The sequence below is a fragment of the Microbacterium thalassium genome, from assembly GCF_014208045.1.
Taxonomy (GTDB): domain Bacteria; phylum Actinomycetota; class Actinomycetes; order Actinomycetales; family Microbacteriaceae; genus Microbacterium; species Microbacterium thalassium.
The window spans coordinates 1,763,458-1,779,149 of the sequence record NZ_JACHML010000001.1 but is presented as its reverse complement, the minus strand read 5'-3'; the positions used below and the strand labels follow the sequence as shown (position 1 = coordinate 1,779,149).

At 68.2% G+C, this 15,692-nt stretch carries 14 protein-coding genes; 7 read left to right on the top strand and 7 right to left on the bottom strand.

All coding sequences use genetic code 11. The features are described 5' to 3' along the window. Positions 1-71 precede the first annotated feature (71 nt). From HD594_RS08120 to cysN, 3 genes are read left to right on the top strand one after another with little or no spacing between them, the layout of a single operon-like run. Positions 72-854, top strand: coding sequence for a 3'(2'),5'-bisphosphate nucleotidase CysQ (locus tag HD594_RS08120; RefSeq protein ID WP_184750455.1), 783 nt, complete (start codon positions 72-74; stop codon positions 852-854). Next, positions 851-1,762: a sulfate adenylyltransferase subunit CysD gene (gene cysD / locus HD594_RS08115; protein ID WP_184750454.1), complete on the top strand. Its 912-nt coding sequence runs from the start codon at positions 851-853 to the stop codon at positions 1,760-1,762. The genes HD594_RS08120 and cysD overlap by 4 nt, the downstream gene beginning before the upstream one ends. 5 nt (positions 1,763-1,767) lie before the next feature. Continuing rightward, complete coding sequence (cysN, locus tag HD594_RS08110) at positions 1,768-3,015, top strand: sulfate adenylyltransferase subunit CysN (RefSeq protein WP_184750453.1); 1,248 nt, start codon at positions 1,768-1,770, stop codon at positions 3,013-3,015. Positions 3,016-3,036: 21 nt separating this feature from the next. Here the strand turns inward: cysN and HD594_RS08105 are convergent, their stop codons facing one another. From HD594_RS08105 to HD594_RS08090, 4 genes are all read right to left on the bottom strand, one after another. Beyond that, on the bottom strand, positions 3,037-3,777 hold the full coding sequence (locus HD594_RS08105) for an ABC transporter ATP-binding protein (RefSeq protein WP_184750452.1): 741 nt from the start codon (positions 3,775-3,777) through the stop codon (positions 3,037-3,039). Further along, positions 3,777-4,571: an ABC transporter permease gene (locus HD594_RS08100; protein WP_184750451.1), complete on the bottom strand. Its 795-nt coding sequence runs from the start codon at positions 4,569-4,571 to the stop codon at positions 3,777-3,779. Before HD594_RS08100 ends, HD594_RS08105 begins: the two co-directional genes overlap by 1 nt. A gap of 99 nt (positions 4,572-4,670) precedes the next feature. Next, positions 4,671-5,807 (bottom strand): UDP-galactopyranose mutase, encoded by a 1,137-nt coding sequence (glf, locus tag HD594_RS08095; protein WP_184750450.1) that lies wholly within the window; start codon positions 5,805-5,807, stop codon positions 4,671-4,673. 116 nt (positions 5,808-5,923) lie between these two features. Beyond that, positions 5,924-7,060: a polysaccharide pyruvyl transferase family protein gene (locus HD594_RS08090; protein WP_184750449.1), complete on the bottom strand. Its 1,137-nt coding sequence runs from the start codon at positions 7,058-7,060 to the stop codon at positions 5,924-5,926. Between HD594_RS08090 and HD594_RS08085 the strand changes: the two genes are divergently transcribed. Continuing rightward, positions 7,039-8,811, top strand: a complete 1,773-nt coding sequence (locus HD594_RS08085; protein WP_338103851.1) for a lipopolysaccharide biosynthesis protein — start codon at positions 7,039-7,041, stop codon at positions 8,809-8,811. The genes HD594_RS08090 and HD594_RS08085 overlap by 22 nt on opposite strands. A 6-nt stretch (positions 8,812-8,817) precedes the next feature. Here HD594_RS08085 and HD594_RS17695 read toward each other — a convergent pair whose 3' ends face one another. From HD594_RS17695 to HD594_RS08070, 3 genes are read right to left on the bottom strand one after another with little or no spacing between them, the layout of a single operon-like run. Further along, on the bottom strand, positions 8,818-9,318 hold the full coding sequence (locus tag HD594_RS17695) for a serine O-acetyltransferase (RefSeq protein ID WP_271171176.1): 501 nt from the start codon (positions 9,316-9,318) through the stop codon (positions 8,818-8,820). Beyond that, the gene (locus tag HD594_RS08075) at positions 9,315-10,331 is read right to left on the bottom strand and encodes an NAD-dependent epimerase/dehydratase family protein (protein ID WP_246413928.1); all 1,017 of its coding nucleotides are present in this window, start codon (positions 10,329-10,331) and stop codon (positions 9,315-9,317) included. Before HD594_RS08075 ends, HD594_RS17695 begins: the two co-directional genes overlap by 4 nt. Continuing rightward, a complete protein-coding gene (locus HD594_RS08070; RefSeq protein ID WP_221446582.1) occupies positions 10,322-11,557 on the bottom strand; it encodes a UDP-N-acetylglucosamine 1-carboxyvinyltransferase in 1,236 nt (411 codons plus the stop codon). The genes HD594_RS08075 and HD594_RS08070 overlap by 10 nt, the downstream gene beginning before the upstream one ends. 192 nt (positions 11,558-11,749) lie before the next feature. Here HD594_RS08070 and murB point away from each other — a divergent pair, with 192 nt between their 5' ends. The 3 genes from murB to HD594_RS08055 are packed head-to-tail and all read left to right on the top strand — an operon-like array spanning position 11,750 to position 15,649. After that, entirely contained in the window at positions 11,750-12,712 is a 963-nt protein-coding gene (gene murB / locus HD594_RS08065) for a UDP-N-acetylmuramate dehydrogenase (protein ID WP_221446581.1), read from the top strand. A gap of 7 nt (positions 12,713-12,719) precedes the next feature. Further along, positions 12,720-13,718 (top strand): glycosyltransferase family 2 protein, encoded by a 999-nt coding sequence (locus HD594_RS08060; protein WP_246414318.1) that lies wholly within the window; start codon positions 12,720-12,722, stop codon positions 13,716-13,718. Beyond that, the gene (locus HD594_RS08055; RefSeq protein ID WP_184750445.1) at positions 13,697-15,649 is read left to right on the top strand and encodes an acyltransferase family protein; all 1,953 of its coding nucleotides are present in this window, start codon (positions 13,697-13,699) and stop codon (positions 15,647-15,649) included. The genes HD594_RS08060 and HD594_RS08055 overlap by 22 nt, the downstream gene beginning before the upstream one ends. The last annotated feature ends 43 nt before the right edge of the window (positions 15,650-15,692 follow it).

Genomic DNA, 15,692 nt, shown 5'->3' with positions numbered 1-15,692 from the left:
GCCTATCATGGGTTCCTGGCGGCCGCGACGTCGCCGGCCTCCCTCGCAGGAGCCCGATCACGGAGGATTCCATGCACAGCACAGCGTCGGCAGACGCCGCCCTGGCGGCCTCCGTCGCGCGCTCGGCCGCCCGGATCCTGCTCGACATCCGCGCAGCGCACGACCCGCAGGATCAGCGAGGTCTGAAGGACGCGGGTGATGCCGGCGCACAGGCGCACATCGCCGAGCGGCTCACCCAGTCGCGGCCAGGCGATGCCGTGCTGTCGGAGGAGGCGAAGGACTCGCCCGCGCGGCTGTCGGCCGAGCGCGTGTGGATCGTCGACCCGCTCGACGGGACGCGGGAGTTCTCGGAGGGCCGCCACGACTGGGCCGTGCATGTGGCCCTGTGGGAGTCCGGGCGGCTGACCGACGGAGCGGTCGCACTCGGAGGTCCGGACGTCGTGCTGGATTCCGCGTCGGTGCCCTCTCCCCCGCCCCGCGACGCGTCGGCGCCGCTCAGGATGGCGGTGTCGCGTTCCCGGCCGCCGGCCGTGGCTGCGACGGCCGCCGCGGAGCTGGGCGCGGTGCTGGTCCCGATGGGATCGGCGGGGGCGAAGATCTGCGCGGTGGTGACCGGCGAGGTGGACGCGTACGTGCACGGCGGCGGCCAGTTCGAGTGGGACTCGGCGGCGCCGGTCGCGGTGGCGCGCGCAGCGGGGCTGCACACGTCTCGATTGGACGGGACCCCGCTGATCTACAATCGCGCCGACCCGTATCTGCCGGATCTGGTGGTGTGCCGGCCGGAGCTGGCCGGAGAATTGCTGGCGGTGATCGGCCGGGCTCTGGCCGGCGCCGAGGAGGAGAGAGCGTCGTGACGAGTCGCACACAGTACGCCCTGTCGCAGCTGGAGCTGCTGGAGGCGGAGTCGATCCACATCATCCGAGAGGTGGTGGCTCAGATGGAGAGGCCGGGACTGTTGTTCTCGGGTGGGAAGGACTCGATCGTGCTGCTGCATCTGGCGATGAAGGCGTTCGCGCCGGCGCCGGCGCCGTTCCCGATCGTGCACATCGACACCGGTCACAACTTCCCCGAGGTGATCGAGTTCCGTGACGCTCATGTGGACCGGCACGGTCTGCGGCTCGTGGTCGGGTCGGTGCAGGAGGCGATCGATCAGGGGTTGGTGCGTGAGGAGCCGAACGGGTCCCGCAACCGGATCCAGACCCCGGTGCTGCTGGACACGGTCGAGCGGCACGGGTTCGACGCGATGATGGGCGGTGCCCGCCGGGACGAGGAGAAGGCCCGCGCGAAGGAGCGGGTGTTCTCGTTCCGGGACGAGTTCGGGCAGTGGGATCCGAAGAACCAGCGTCCCGAGCTGTGGAACCTGTACAACGGGCGGGTGCACCCCGGCGAGTCGATCCGGGTGTTCCCGCTGTCGAACTGGACCGAGCTGGACATCTGGCAGTACATCCACAACCACGACGTCGAGGTCCCGTCGATCTACATCGCGCACGAGCGGGACGTGTTCGAGCGGGGCGGGATGCTGTTCGCCGCGAACGAGTTCTGCCGCCCCAAGGAGGGCGAGATCGTGACAACACGGATGGTGCGCTACCGCACCGTCGGCGACGCGACGCTGACGGCGGCGGTCGCGTCGGACGCGGTGACGATCGAGATGGTGATCGAGGAGATCGCCGCCACCCGCATCACCGAACGCGGTGCGACGCGGGGCGATGACAAGGTGTCGGAGGCGGCGATGGAAGACCGCAAGAAGCAGGGATATTTCTGAGCACCATGGATATGTTGCGTTTCGCGACCGCGGGGTCGGTCGACGACGGCAAGAGCACGCTCATCGGCCGGCTGCTGTACGACTCGAAGTCGATCTTCGAGGACCAGCTCGAGTCCGTCGAGGCCACCAGCCGGGACCGGGGCGACGAATACGTCGACCTCGCCCTCCTCACCGACGGGCTGCGGGCCGAACGGGAGCAGGGCATCACGATCGATGTCGCGTATCGGTACTTCGCGACCCCGAAGCGCAAGTTCATCATCGCCGACACCCCCGGGCACGCGCAGTACACCCGGAACATGGTCACCGGCGCCTCCACCGCGGATCTCGCCATCGTGCTCGTCGACGCCCGCAAGGGCATCCTCGAGCAGTCCCGCCGGCACGCGACCATCGCGTCTCTGCTGCGGGTCCCGCATATCGTGCTCGCGGTGAACAAGATGGACCTCGTCGACTGGTCCCAGGACGTGTTCGAGAGCATCAGGGACGAGTTCTTCGCGTTCGCGTCGAAGCTCAACGTCACCGACCTGACCGCGATCCCGGTGTCGGCGCTCACGGGCGACAACGTCGTCACCAGGTCCGAGAACATGCCCTGGTACGAGGGCTCGAACCTCCTCCACCACCTCGAGAACGTCTACATCTCCTCCGACCGGAACCTGCAGGACGTCCGGTTCCCCGTCCAGTACGTCATCCGCCCGCAGCAGTCCAAGCACCGCGACTACCGCGGCTACGCCGGCCAGGTCGCCTCCGGCGTCCTCAAGCCCGGCGACGAGGTCCTCGTCCTCCCGTCGGGACTCACGTCCACGATCGCGTCGATCGACACCGCCGACGGGCCCGTCGACGAGGCCTTCCCGCCCATGTCCGTCACGATCCGCCTCGAAGACGAGATCGACATCTCCCGCGGCGACGTCATCTGCCGGCCCGCGAACAGGCCCGACGTCACCCAGGACATCGACGCGACGATCTGCTGGATGGACGAGCACCCCCTCGCGGTCGGCCAGAAGCTGTCGGTCCTGCACACCACCCGCGCGGCCCGCACCATCGTGAAGAACATCCACTACCAGCTCGACGTGAACACCCTCCACCGCGCCGAGGGCATCCACACCCTCGGACTCAACGAGATCGGCAGGGTCACGCTGCGCACTACCACGCCCCTGGTCGCAGACCCCTACAGCCGCAACCGCACCACCGGCAGCTTCGTCCTCATCGACGAAGCCACCAACCGCACCGTCGCCGCCGGCACCCTCAACGACCGCTGACCGCGCGCGGGCGGGCGGCGGTCAGCCCATGCCGGTGTCGGCGTTGTAGCGGTCCAGGACGTCGCCGAGGGGACCGTCCATCACCAGGCGGTGCTCGCGGAGGTACAGTCCGCGTGTGCAGAACCGGCGCAGGTCCCGCTCGTTGTGGCTGACGAAGAACAGCGTGCGGCCCTCGGCGAGCAGCTCGTCGATGCGCGTGTAGCACTTCTCGCGGAACGCCTTGTCGCCGACGGCGAGCACCTCGTCGACGAGCAGGATGGGCTCTTCGAGCTGCGAGACGACCGAGAACGCCAGGCGCACCTTCATGCCGTTGGACAGGTGCTTGTAGGGCGTGTCCTGGAAGTCGTCGAGCTCGGCGAAGTCGATGATCCCGTCGTACCGGCGCGCGACCTCGTCCTTCGACATGCCGTGCAGTCCCGCCGTCAGACGCACGTTCTCGCGCACCGTCAGGTCCCCGACGAAGCCGCCGGTGATCTCGATGAGGGGCGCGACGCCGCCGTTGACGTCGACGCGGCCCTCATCGGGCAGCAGCACGCCGGCGACGAGCTTGAGCAGGGTGGACTTTCCCTGCCCGTTGCGGCCGATGACGCCGATCGCCTCACCGGGCGACACCTGGAACGACACCTCGCGCAGCGCCCAGAACTCGCCGGGACGCGTGCGGCGGGACGCCCCGCCGAAGAGGTCCTTGATGCTCCGGCGTCCGCGGCGATTGCGGCGGAAGAGGATCCCGAGGTCGCGGACCTCGATCGCGGCGGTCTGCATCAGAGCTCCTTCAGCACGGGGCGCTCGAGCGCGCGGAACGTGTACCAGCCGGCCACCAGGACGACCGCCGTCATCACGACCGCCATCACGACCGACGGCGTGTTCCACAGCTCCGGGAAGAACGGCATCCGATAGAGCGTGAAGATCCCCGCCAGGGGATTGAAGGCGGCGATCTGGGCGAATGCCCCGGGAAGGTCGGAGACGTCGTAGATGATCGGCGACGCGTAGAAGAGCGCGCGCATGACGAGCTTCGTCGTCCGCTCGAGGTCCGCCCACAGCACGCAGAGCGGCGCCAGGAGCAGCCCCAGCCCGATCAGCAGCAGCGTCTGCAGCAGCACGGCGACCGGCAGCCACAGGAGCCCCCACCCCACCGGCGCGCCGGTGACGACGACGAACAGGACCAGGACGGGCAGCGAGAAGAGGTACTCGATCCCCTTGCTCAGGATGATCCGGCCCACCCAGATCGTGCGCGGGATCGCCGTGGAGCGCACCAGGCGCGCGTCCTTGCTGAACGCGCGCGTGAAGTCCGTCACCGACGTGTTGAACCACACCCACGGCAGCAGCACGGCGATCAGGAACACGATGTAGGGCTGCTCGCCCACCTGGCCGCGCTGGAAGACCTGCGTGAACACGAACCAGTAGATGCCGCTCATCACGAGCGGGTCCAGCACCGACCACAGGTAGCCCAGCGCGCTCGTCGAGTAGCGCACCCGCAGATCCCTCGACGAAAGCAGCCACAGCGAGTGCGCGTAGCGGCGCAGCGAGCCGGGCGCGCCGACGGACGGAGATGTCACGGGTCGAGTCTAGATTCGGCGTCCAGCGGGAGCGAGCAGGCGCGACGGCCGCGCCGAGTCGCCTTCCGCTCCCGGACGCGCCGCCGGATCACCGCGGCGTCAGGCCAGACGATTCGTCCACATCGACAGCGCCGCACCGATGGCCATATGCATGTCGAGGTACTGGTACGTGCCGAGGCGTCCGCCGAAGTGGACGTCCTTCTCCCCCTGCGCGAGCTCGCGGTACGCGAGCAGCCCCGCGCGGTCGCTCGGCGTGTTCACGGGGTAGTACGGCTCGTCGGCGCGCTCGGCGAATCGCGAGTACTCGCGCATGATGACCGTCTTGTCGTCGGGGTGACGGTCCGCGCGCTCGGGGTGGAAGTGCTTGAACTCGTGGATGCGGGTGTAGGGGACGTCCGCGTCGGCGTAGTTCATGACGCTCGTGCCCTGGAAGTCGCCGACCGGCAGGACCTCCTCCTCGAAGTCGAGCGTGCGCCACGACAGCTCACCCTCGGTGTAGTCGAAGTAGCGGTCCACCGGGCCGGTGTACACCACCGGCAGCTGGCCGACCGTGGCGGCCTTGTTCAGCGGCTGCGACGCGTCGAAGTAGTCGGTGTCGAGCTTGACCTCGATGTTCGGGTGGTCGGCCATGCGCTCGAGCCACGCCGTGTAGCCGTCGACCGGGAGACCCTCCCACGTGTCGTTGAAGTAGCGGTTGTCGTACGTGTAGCGCACGGGCAGACGGCTGATGATCTCCGCCGGCAGGTCCTTGGGGTCGGTCTGCCACTGCTTCGCGGTGTAGTCGCGGATGAACGCCTCGTACAGCGGTCGCCCGATCAGCGCGATGCCCTTCTCCTCGAGGTTCGCCGCCGACTTCACGTCGAACTCGCCCGCCTGCTCGAGGACGAGCGCGCGCGCCTCGTCGGGCGTGTATGCGGCCTGGAAGAACTGGTTGATCGTCCCCAGGTTGATCGGCAGCGGGTAGACCACGCCCTTGTGGTTCGTGTAGACGCGGTGCACGTAGGACGTGAACTGCGTGAAGCGGTTGACGTACTCCCACACGCCGGGGTTCGAGGTGTGGAACAGATGCGCGCCGTAGCGGTGCACCTCGATGCCGGTCTCGGGCTCGGCCTCGCTGTACGCGTTCCCGCCGATGTGCGGGCGGCGGTCGATGACCGTCACCTTCCGTCCGGCCGCCGCGGCCCGCTCCGCGATGGTGAGGCCGAAGAAGCCGGAGCCGACGATGAGGAGATCCATACTGCTGCTTTCGTGAGATGACGTGGTGCGCGCACACGGCGACGCGGCGGACGGAGCCGCCGCGGACCGTCCCGATCCTAGTCGATGCGACTGGAGGACGCCTGGGCGGCCGCTCGTCAGCGCGGGTAGATCGCGTCCGCGAGCGCGCGCTTGCGCCGGGCGAGCTCGCGCGCCCGATCGGGGAAGCCCTCGTCGCGCGTGGCGACGGCCGGATCGCGGAGATCGGCTCCCGCCGGCACCATCGTCCATCCCGTCCCGAGGTCCAGCAGCGACCGGTGCTTGATGTCGTAGTACCCGGCTCGCCCGGAGATCACGACGCCCGCCGCGCCCGCCGCGGCCGCCATCAGGTGGATGTGGAACCTGCTCGTGAGCCACGACTGCCCGGCGCGGGCCGGCAGGCCGTCGGCCCAGATGTGGCCGAACGGCCAGAAGCGCGCATCCGGGTCGACCATCCGGGCGTAGCGGATGTCGTCGGGCGGAACGGCCTCGACGAATCCGCGCGACGCCTCCGGCGCGGCCGCGAGGAAGCTCGCGATCGACGCGACCGCCGCCTCGTCCTCCCACGCGCGCAGATCGCCCTGGACCAGGACCATGCGATCCGGGGACGGGCGCTCGTCGAACACGGGCCGGCCGACGTCGAGCGCGAGGAAGGCGTCGTCGAGGCCGACCTCGCCGCCGATGAGCGCGGCCGACTCGGCATCCCTGGTCTCGACGACGTCGAAGCCGGCGACCTGCTCCCGCAGCCACGGACCGAACTCGCCCGCCGGCATGAGCCCCTGGCCCGTCATGTGGACGGGGATGCCGAATTCGCGCCGCAGCACCGCGAGCGCCGCGACGACGCCGAGGTTGTCGTGCCACATGGCATTGAGGTATCCGCCGCCGAGGAGGTGCACGGATGCCATCCCCCGGAGCGCGAGCAGCCCGGGATCGAATCGCGGCGAGCCGAGACCGGTCACCAGGCCCGCGATGCGCTCCGCGTCCTCCCGGGGGTCGTGCGACGGGCTGCCGTGCGCGAGCTCCCACAGCGTGTCCGTGAAGCGGACCCGGGGGTGCGTCCCGGCGAAGAGGTGGGCGGCGCGGCCGGGGCGGGGGCCGTCCAGCCACACGTCACGGTCTGGATGCCGCTCGGCGAGATGGTCGAGCCAGGCGCGTGCGATGAGTTCGTCGCCGTAGTTCGGGTGGCCCGCGGTGGAGACGAGATAGGCCGGCGGCGGCTCCGGCGCCCGTCGGCGTGCCGGGAGTCTCAGCGCCACAGCGCCCTCGTCGGTGCGTGCATTGGCGGCTCCTGGTTCGTCACGCGCGCCGGGTTCCGGGCACGCATCGATCCTATGGCGCAACGCCGGATGCTGCGCGCCCATGGGCGCGTCAACCCCACCGGGTGCCGGAGCTGGATACTTCACCGCGTAGAGTCGTCTCCGTCCGCGCGGCTCGCCTCCACCATCTCTGGAGCGATGTGAGCGGGATCGATCAGTGGAATGAAAGGCGACCACGACTCGTGACAGATGGAGACTCCCCTTCGCCGCCGACTCCTTCGCTCGGCGCCCGCGCCGCTCGAGGCAGCGCGATCACACTGGCCACCCAGCTGACGCGATCGCTCGTTCTGCTCGGGGGGACCATCGTCCTTGCGCGAATGGTGGCGCCCGCGGACTTCGGCCTGATCGCAATGGTCGTGGCCGTGAGCGGCGTGGCAGAGATTCTGCGCGACTCCGGTCTCTCGTGGGCCGCGTTGCGCCGCACCGACCTCACCCAGCAGCAGCGGTCGAATCTGTTCTGGATCAACGCGGCCATCGGACTTGGCCTCACCGCCGGCGTCTTCGGGTTATCGTGGCCGCTGGCCGCGTTCTACGGCGAGGACGTGCTCGTTCAGACCGTTCAGTGGATCGCCCCCATCTACTTCCTCAACGGGGTCGCCACGCAGTTCCGCGTCGCGATCAACCTCGACCTGAGGTTCGGCGCGCTCGCGATCATCGACGTCGCGGCCCCCGCCGTCGCCCTCGGACTGGCGGTCGCCGTCGCTGCCGGCGGACAGGGCCTGGCAGCCCTTGTCGTTCAGCAGCTCGCAACGGCCGTGCTGGCGCTCCTGCTCACTATTCCGCTCGCGCGGTGGTGGCCGAGCCTACCCCGACGCGCCCCCGAGATGAGGGCCTTGTTCGGCTTCGGTATGAGCTTCGCCAGCGTGCAGCTTCTGTCCTACGCGACTCGCAACATCGACAGCATCGCGATCGGCCGAGTGTACGGGGCTCGCCCGCTCGGTCTCTATGATCAGGCTTACCAGCTGTCAGTGGCACCGCTCGTGCTGCTGAACTCCCCGATGAGCCGTGTGGCGGTGCCGGTGCTCTCGCGCGTGCGCGACGATCGACCTCGCTACATCAAGGCCCTGCGGGATGCGCAACTCATCGCCACGTATGTCACCGCCACGGTGCTGCTCGTGGCCGCGGGTGTCGGGACGCCCCTGATCACTCTGCTTCTGGGGGCGAACTGGGCCGCGGCCGGGCCCATCTTCTCGGTCCTCGCCGTCGGTTCGGTGTTCCGCTCAATCCAGCAGATCGCCAACTGGATCTTCGTCGTCGAGGACAAGGCGGGCTCCATGCTCAGACTCAACCTGGTCGGTCAGCCGATCATCGTGGCATTGATCCTCCTCGGCCTCTTCTGGGGACCCATCGGCGTGGCAACCGGGGGTTCGCTGGGTTGGTGCGTCTTCTGGCTGATGTCGCTCGTATGGGTCCAGCGAACGACGGGACTGCCGGTGCGGCCGCTCGTCACTGACGCCGTCCGGATCGTCGGAGTCGTTGGACTGCCCGCAGGTGCGGCCGCGCTGCTGGTGACACTGCTCGTTCCGTTTGCGCCGCTGTGGGTCGTGATCCTCGGGGTCGCGGCGGCCGCTGCGTGGTGCTGCATCGCCCTGATCTCACGTCGGGTACGCTCGGACGTGCGGACGCTGACCCGCTTCGCGCGACTTGCCGCCAAGGGAGGATCCCAGCCGTCGCGAGCCAACGACGCGTGATGGAGGCTAGTCGCCATCCGGCTGGTCGATGCGGATGATCCTGGCGGGGACGCCCGCGACCGTCGCAAAGTCGGGAACGTCCTTGGTCACGACCGCGTTCGCGGCGATGACGGCGTTCCGACCGATCTTGACCGCACCCACGATCACCGCGCCGGCGAAGATGACGGTGTCGTCACCGACCTCGGGATAGTTTCCTGCCTGCCAGTCCCCGACCCGCGCGCCACCGAGGGTGACGTTCTGATAGATGCTCACGCGCTCGCCGATGCGCACGCCCTCGCCGATCACGATGCCCACGGGGTGGGGCATCCGCATCGTCGACGGGAACGTCGCATTCGGATTGACGTAGACGCCGAATCGGCGAGCGAGACGCTCCGACACGAATCGCGCGAGAAGGGGGTGCCCGGCGTCACGCAGCGTGCCGATCCGCCTCAGCCGCAGACGCACGCTCGGCCCGGGCGCACCGACGAGCACCCCCAGGAACTCCTGCACGTTCCGCCGCATCGTCATCGCGAACGTCGGTAGTCGGCGTACCACTCGACGAAGGCGCGAACGCCGTCCTCGAGGGACGTCTCGGGCACCGCACCGACGAGTTCGCGCAGCAGCGTCGGATCCGCCATCGTCATCGCCACGTCACCCGGTTGCATGGGCAGCATGTTCTTGCGCGCGACCTTCCCGGTGACCCGTTCGACTGCTTCGATGAAGGCCATCAGTCCGGTGGGACTGCCGCCAGCGATGTTCACCACTCGCCATGGAGCCACCGGCGAGAGCGAGTCCAGCCCCTCAGGGCCGACCGGCTTCCCCGACTCGGGGACGCACGAGGCGAGGTCGACGATGCCCTCGACGAGGTCGTCGACATAGGTGAAGTCGCGCGACATCCGGCCCTCGCCATACACATCGATGGGCTCATCGCGCTCGATTCGCTCGACGAACTTGAAGAGGGCCATGTCCGGCCGGCCCCACGGCCCGTAAACCGTGAAGAACCGGAAGCAGGTGGTGGGGATGTCGAACAGGTGGGCGTACGAGTGGCTCAGCGCCTCACCCGACTTCTTCGTCGCCGCGTAGAGCGAGACGGGGAAGTGGGCAGGGTCGGTCTCGCTGAACGGCACCTTCTGGTTGCCTCCATAGACCGACGACGTCGACGCGATCATCAGATGGCGAGGCGACCGTGCCCGCGCAGCCTCCAGGATCGCCTGGGTGCCGACGAGGTTCGCACTTATGTAGCTCTCGGGGTTCTCCAGGCTGTACCGGACACCTGCTTGGGCGGCCAGATGAACCCAGACGTCCAGATCATGACCGTCCAGAGCCTCGGCCATCGCGGCTGGGTCCTCGAGCCTGCCGCGCACCCAGCTGAAGTTCGGGTGCTGGTCGAGCACCGCGAGCCGGGCTTCCTTCAGGGCGGGGTCATAGTACTCGGTGACCGCGTCGAGGCCGCGGACGACGTGGCCATCGGCGAGCAGCCTGCACGCGAGGTGGAATCCGATGAACCCGGCGACGCCGGTGACGAAGTACTTCAAAGCCATTCGGCGTTCCCACCGAGCGACCGGAGCTTCTCCGCGAAATCGACGTACCCGCGCGAGATCTGCCAGGCATCCGTGACTGTGGTCTCGCCCTCCGCCATGAGACCGCAGATGGCGAGCGCGGCACCCGCGCGCAGATCGAGCGCCCGCACTGACGCCCCCGTCAGCTTGCCGTCGGCTCCGTCGATCAGCAGCCACTCGCCGTCGACGCGCGAGGTCACGCCCATCTTCGCCAACTCATCCGCGTAGCCGTAGCGTCCGGGGAAGCGCAGGTCGATGATGCGCGACTCGCCTCGCGCCCTGGCGGCCCACGCCGCCATGACCGGCTGCACATCCGAGTTGATGCCGGGGTGGGGTCCGGTGCTGATCTCGAACGGGTAGCAGTGTTCTCCGCGTACGACGAGAGAGCCGTTCCGCTCGACGTACGTCGCACCCGCCGAGCGAAGGTGGGCGAGGATCACCTCGAGGTCGCGCACCGGGAAGTCGACGATCTCAACCTCGCCGCCCGTGACACTCGCCGCGATGAGCCACGTCAACGCCTCCATGTTGTCGGGCATCACGGCGTAGTCGACCTCGTGCAGAGCTTCGACGCCCTCGATCTCGATGTGCTCCTGGCCGTGGACGACGATCTTCGCGCCCATCGCATTGAGCATCGACACGAGGTCGAGGACCTCCGGGCGGATGTGCGGATTCCACACGCGGGTCGCACCCTTGGCCAGGGTCGCCGCGAGGATGGCGTTCTCGGTGGCGCCGGTCGAACGCAGGCGCAGGTGCACGTCGGTGCCGACGAGCCCGTTCGGCGCCTCGGCGTAGAGGTAGCTCTCGTCGTCCCACACGCGCGCGCCGAGCTGCTCGAGCAGGCTCACGTGAATGTCGTACTGCCGCTCCCCGAGACGGCATCCGCCCGGAAGCGGAACCGCCGCCGCGCCGTAGCGGGCTGTGAGTGCGCCGAGAATGAGCAGAGTGTTGCGAATCGAGCGACCGGGCCAGACGAGTCGCGTCGTCAGCGGCGCCACCTGGGTGATCCGGACCGAGTCGATCCCGGTGGGCTGCACGGACTTGCCGAGCGCCTCGAGCATTCCGACATGGATCTGGGCATCGAGCAGGCCGGACGGGTAGTTGGTGAGGTGGACCGGCGCGTCGGTGAGGATGGACGCGGCAAGCAGCCGGAGCGCGGAATTCTTCGCTCCTGCCACGCTGACGCGGCCGTTCAGTGACGATTTCGACACTGTCAGTCTCTGGTAATCTGGCACATCGTCCAGCTTATCGGCCGGTTTTCCAGCCGCCGAATCCTCCCCACCCCGCGACCTGAAAGTCTGTAGTTGCCCCATCCGCCAAACGAGACGTCTGCCCGGGGGGCTCTGGGACTGCCGACGCGAGTGGCTCCCGGCCCGTCGCTCGACCCTAGGCTCGTCGTAGCGTTGAAGGAGATCGCGCCCGGAGGAGTCCACGTCGGACTCGACTTGGCACAGGCCTCGTCGTGGCGCATCGGCGGACCGGCCGACATCGTGGTCGAGCCTGAGAACTTCGAGCAGGTTGCGGCGTTCCTGCGTCTGATGGGCCAGCGGCCCGAGCCGGTACTGGTGATCGGAGAGACGACGAATCTCTTCTTCGACTCCCGTGGCTTCCGCGGCGTGCTCCTGCGCATCGGCCCGAAGCTCGCGCAGGTGAGCATCGAAGGAACACGCGTGCGCGTCCAGGCTGGCGCCCGCGTCCCTGAACTCGTTAGGCAGCTTGCCGAGGCAGGACTCGGCGGAATCTCGCACGCCGGCGGCGTACCCGGGACGATCGGCGGGCTCGTGCTCATGAACGGTGGCAGCCAGCGGAAGGGCATCGGCACCCATGTCGCTAGCGTGCTTGTGGCCGATGCCGACGGCACTCTCCGGCGGTGGGCACCCCCCGAACTCGGCTTCTCGTACCGCCATTCCGCGCTGCAGGGCCGTCGAGCGGTGATTCTGGAAGTTGAGCTCGAGCTCGAGTCCGCCCTGCCGGCGGATCAGATCGCCGAGATTGACGCCATCATCGCGGAGCGCGCCGCCAAGTTCCCGCTCGACCTGCCGAGCGGCGGGTCGGTGTTCCTCTCCGACCCCGGCATGTACGATGTCGTCGGCCCGCCCGGGCGCGCGATCGAGACCGCGGGGCTGAAGGGTCTCGCAGAGGGCGCGGCGCAGATCTCACCGAAGCACGCGAATTTCATCGTGAACCTCGGCACCGCCAGCGACGACGACGTCCTCCGTCTCATCGCGACAGCACGCAACAAGGTCCGTGCGCGGACGGGATTCTCGATGGCTTGCGAGGTGCGACACGTCGGACCCGACGGCGACCTCCGCGTCGCCCACGAGGTCGCGGACGAGCGCTGGCCCGGGCTCGACCTTTCGGAGTGATGATCGCATGCCCAAGGTTTCGGTGATCACCGCTTACTACAACCGCGCGCACGTTCTGCGGCGCACGATCGAGTCCGTCTTGCAGCAGACGTTCGCGGACCTCGAAGTCATCGTGATCGACGACACCTCGACCGACGGCACGGCAGACCGGCTGGTCGAGCTCGCGGCCGAATGGGAGGATCCGAGGCTGCGGATCGTCGTACATCCGCAGAACAAGGGGTTCGTCCGCAGCGTGCGGGACGCGATCGCGAGCACCGACGGCGAGTACATCGCAATCCAGGGTTCGGGCGATGTGGCCCATCCGGAGCGGATCGCTCAGCAGGTGGCGCTTCTCGACGAGCGGCCGGACGTCGTCGCCGTCGGCTGCTGGTATAGGAACATCGATGAGGTGAGCGGGGCGATCGAGCAAGTTCGCCCGAATGCCGCGACGGCCACCGGCGGCGTCACGACGTTCTCGCACGGCGAGATGATGATGCGCCGCTCGGCCTACGACGCAGCGGGTGGCTACCGGGCCGAGTTCACGGTAGGCCAGCTCACGGATCTCGGGTTCAGACTGCACAAGCTCGGCTCCTTCGCAACTGTGCCGCAGTTCCTCTACGACCGGCACGTGCAGGGCGACGGCGTCACCTACAATGCCGGCAAGGTGGTGCAGCAGGCGCAGTTCCTCAGCCTCGCCCGCCACCTGCAGAAGCTCCCCACGGAGCAGTCGGTCGACGCCGCCCTGGCCGAGGTCCGCGAGGGTGGCGTGAGCGCCGTGATTCCGATTCAGGATGCCGGTGTGCAGATGATCCTCGCCGAGAGGTGCATCCGATTGTGCGCCTACGATCGCGCCTCGGATGCCGCGAAGATCGCCGCGCATCTGACCAACCCCTCGCAGCGCCGGGTGGTCGAAGTGATCGCCCGCGCAGCCCGATCGCCGTTTGCGCCGCCGCTGCGTGGTGCCCTCCGCGTCGCGCTCAAGGCGACTCCGACGATGCGTTCGCTGTGGATGCGACGGACGCGCTGACGATGTCCAGTCATCTCAAGTACCTGCCCCACGTCGACGGCATCCGCGCTCTCGCGGTGGTCCCGGTCGTGCTCTTCCATCTCGGCGTTTCGGGAGTGGACGGCGGCTTCGTCGGCGTGGACACTTTCTTCGTGATCAGCGGATACCTCATCACTGGAATCCTCTGGCGGGAGATGGATCCGGATTCGGCGACCCGGGGACGCTTCTCGGTCTGGGACTTCTACAAGCGGAGGGCGCTGCGGATCCTTCCCGCTCTCGTGCTCGTCCTCGCCACTGTGGTCGCGCTCTCAGCGCTCCTGCAGACGTCCGGGGCGCAGGAGGCCCTCGGCCGGCAGGTGCTCGCGGCGACGCTGTTTGTCTCGAACTTCTACTTCTGGCAGAACGAAGACTACTTCGCCGCCGATCCGAGCAGCCAGCCGCTGCTGCATACGTGGTCCCTCGCGGTCGAAGAGCAGTTCTACCTCATCTTCCCTCTCGTCCTTCTCCTGATTGCACGCTGGATGGGCAAGCGAGTGCTCCTTGTGCTGGGGATGCTGGTGGGGGTCTCCCTCGTGGCGAGCATCGTGCTCACGCCGGTCTCGCCATCCTTCGCGTTCTATCTCCTGCCCACACGCGCCTGGGAGCTCGGCGCCGGCGCGCTGCTCGCGATCTGGCAGCAACGCCGCGGCGGGGGAACCTCGAATGCGTGGGTCGCGTCCGCCGGACTGCTCATCGTGATCGGCTCGGTCCTCTTCATCGACGAAAGCATGCCCTTCCCGGGGGCCGTCGCGATCGCGCCCGTCCTCGGTGCGACCCTGCTCATCGGATGGGCAGGCGGAACCTGGGTCGGGCGCGCCCTAGAGATTCGTCCACTGCGCTGGATCGGTGGCATCAGCTACAGCCTCTATCTGTGGCATTGGCCGGTCATCGTGTTCTGGCGCACGTTCACGGGGAACACCCTGGACCCGCTCGAAATCCTGCTCCTCGCCGCCATCTCCGTCACGCTTGCGGCCGTGTCGACTGCCTTCATCGAGAAGCCGTTCCGCACGAGGCAGGCCCGGAACCTTTCGCCGCGTCGCGTACTCATCCCGGCGACCGCGGTGCTCATAGTGTGCGCTTCGGTGGGCGGCCTATGGACCCGCTACCACTTCAGCGCTGTTCCGATGTCGACAGACTCCGAGCTGATCGCTGCCACCGCGGAGTACTCCGAAGCCGCCGACTACCGCGAACAGTTCCGACGCGGGACGTGCTTCTTCAGCGGCAGCGAGGATGGCGCGTTCGCGACATACGACAAAGACATCTGCGCAACCCCTGTACCCGGCCAGTTGAACGTCCTGGTCGTCGGCGATTCGCACGCGGCGATGTGGTGGCGCGCGCTGGATCTCGAATACCCGGATGCCCACGTCATGCAGGCAACGGCGTCCGGATGTTTCGGCCTGCTCGGCGGCGGCGGCGAAGACGACTGCCTCGAACTGCGCGACTGGGTCTGGAACGATCTTCTCCCCTCCGGCGGGATCGACCTCGTCGTCCTTGCGGGGCGTTGGCAGAGCGAGACCCTGACCGCCGTCGAGAGCTCGATCGACAGACTCGGCGACCTCGGCGTCCGCACGGTCGTCTTCGGGCCAGCAGTCGAGTACGACGGCGACTTGCCGATTCTGCTCGCCCGCAGCGTGCAGTCCGGAGCCGACTTCGACTTCGACACACTACGAGTGCATCAACGCGACCAGGTAAACGCGCAGGCACGGGCCACGGCAGAAGGCGCGGGCGCGAACGCCTTCATCGACGTCATCGATGTGCTCTGCAGCGCCAGAGGCGACTGCATCCTTCGCGCGCCCGACGGGACGCCGATGCAGTTCGACTACGGACATCTCACCCTCAGCGGCACCAAGTGGGTCATCTCGCAGGTCGCACCGAAGCTCGACCCGTACCTGGAAGCGCGCGCGGAGCGCTGAGCGCGGCCGGCTCAAGCCGCGACCAAGGTGCGCTGATCGGTTG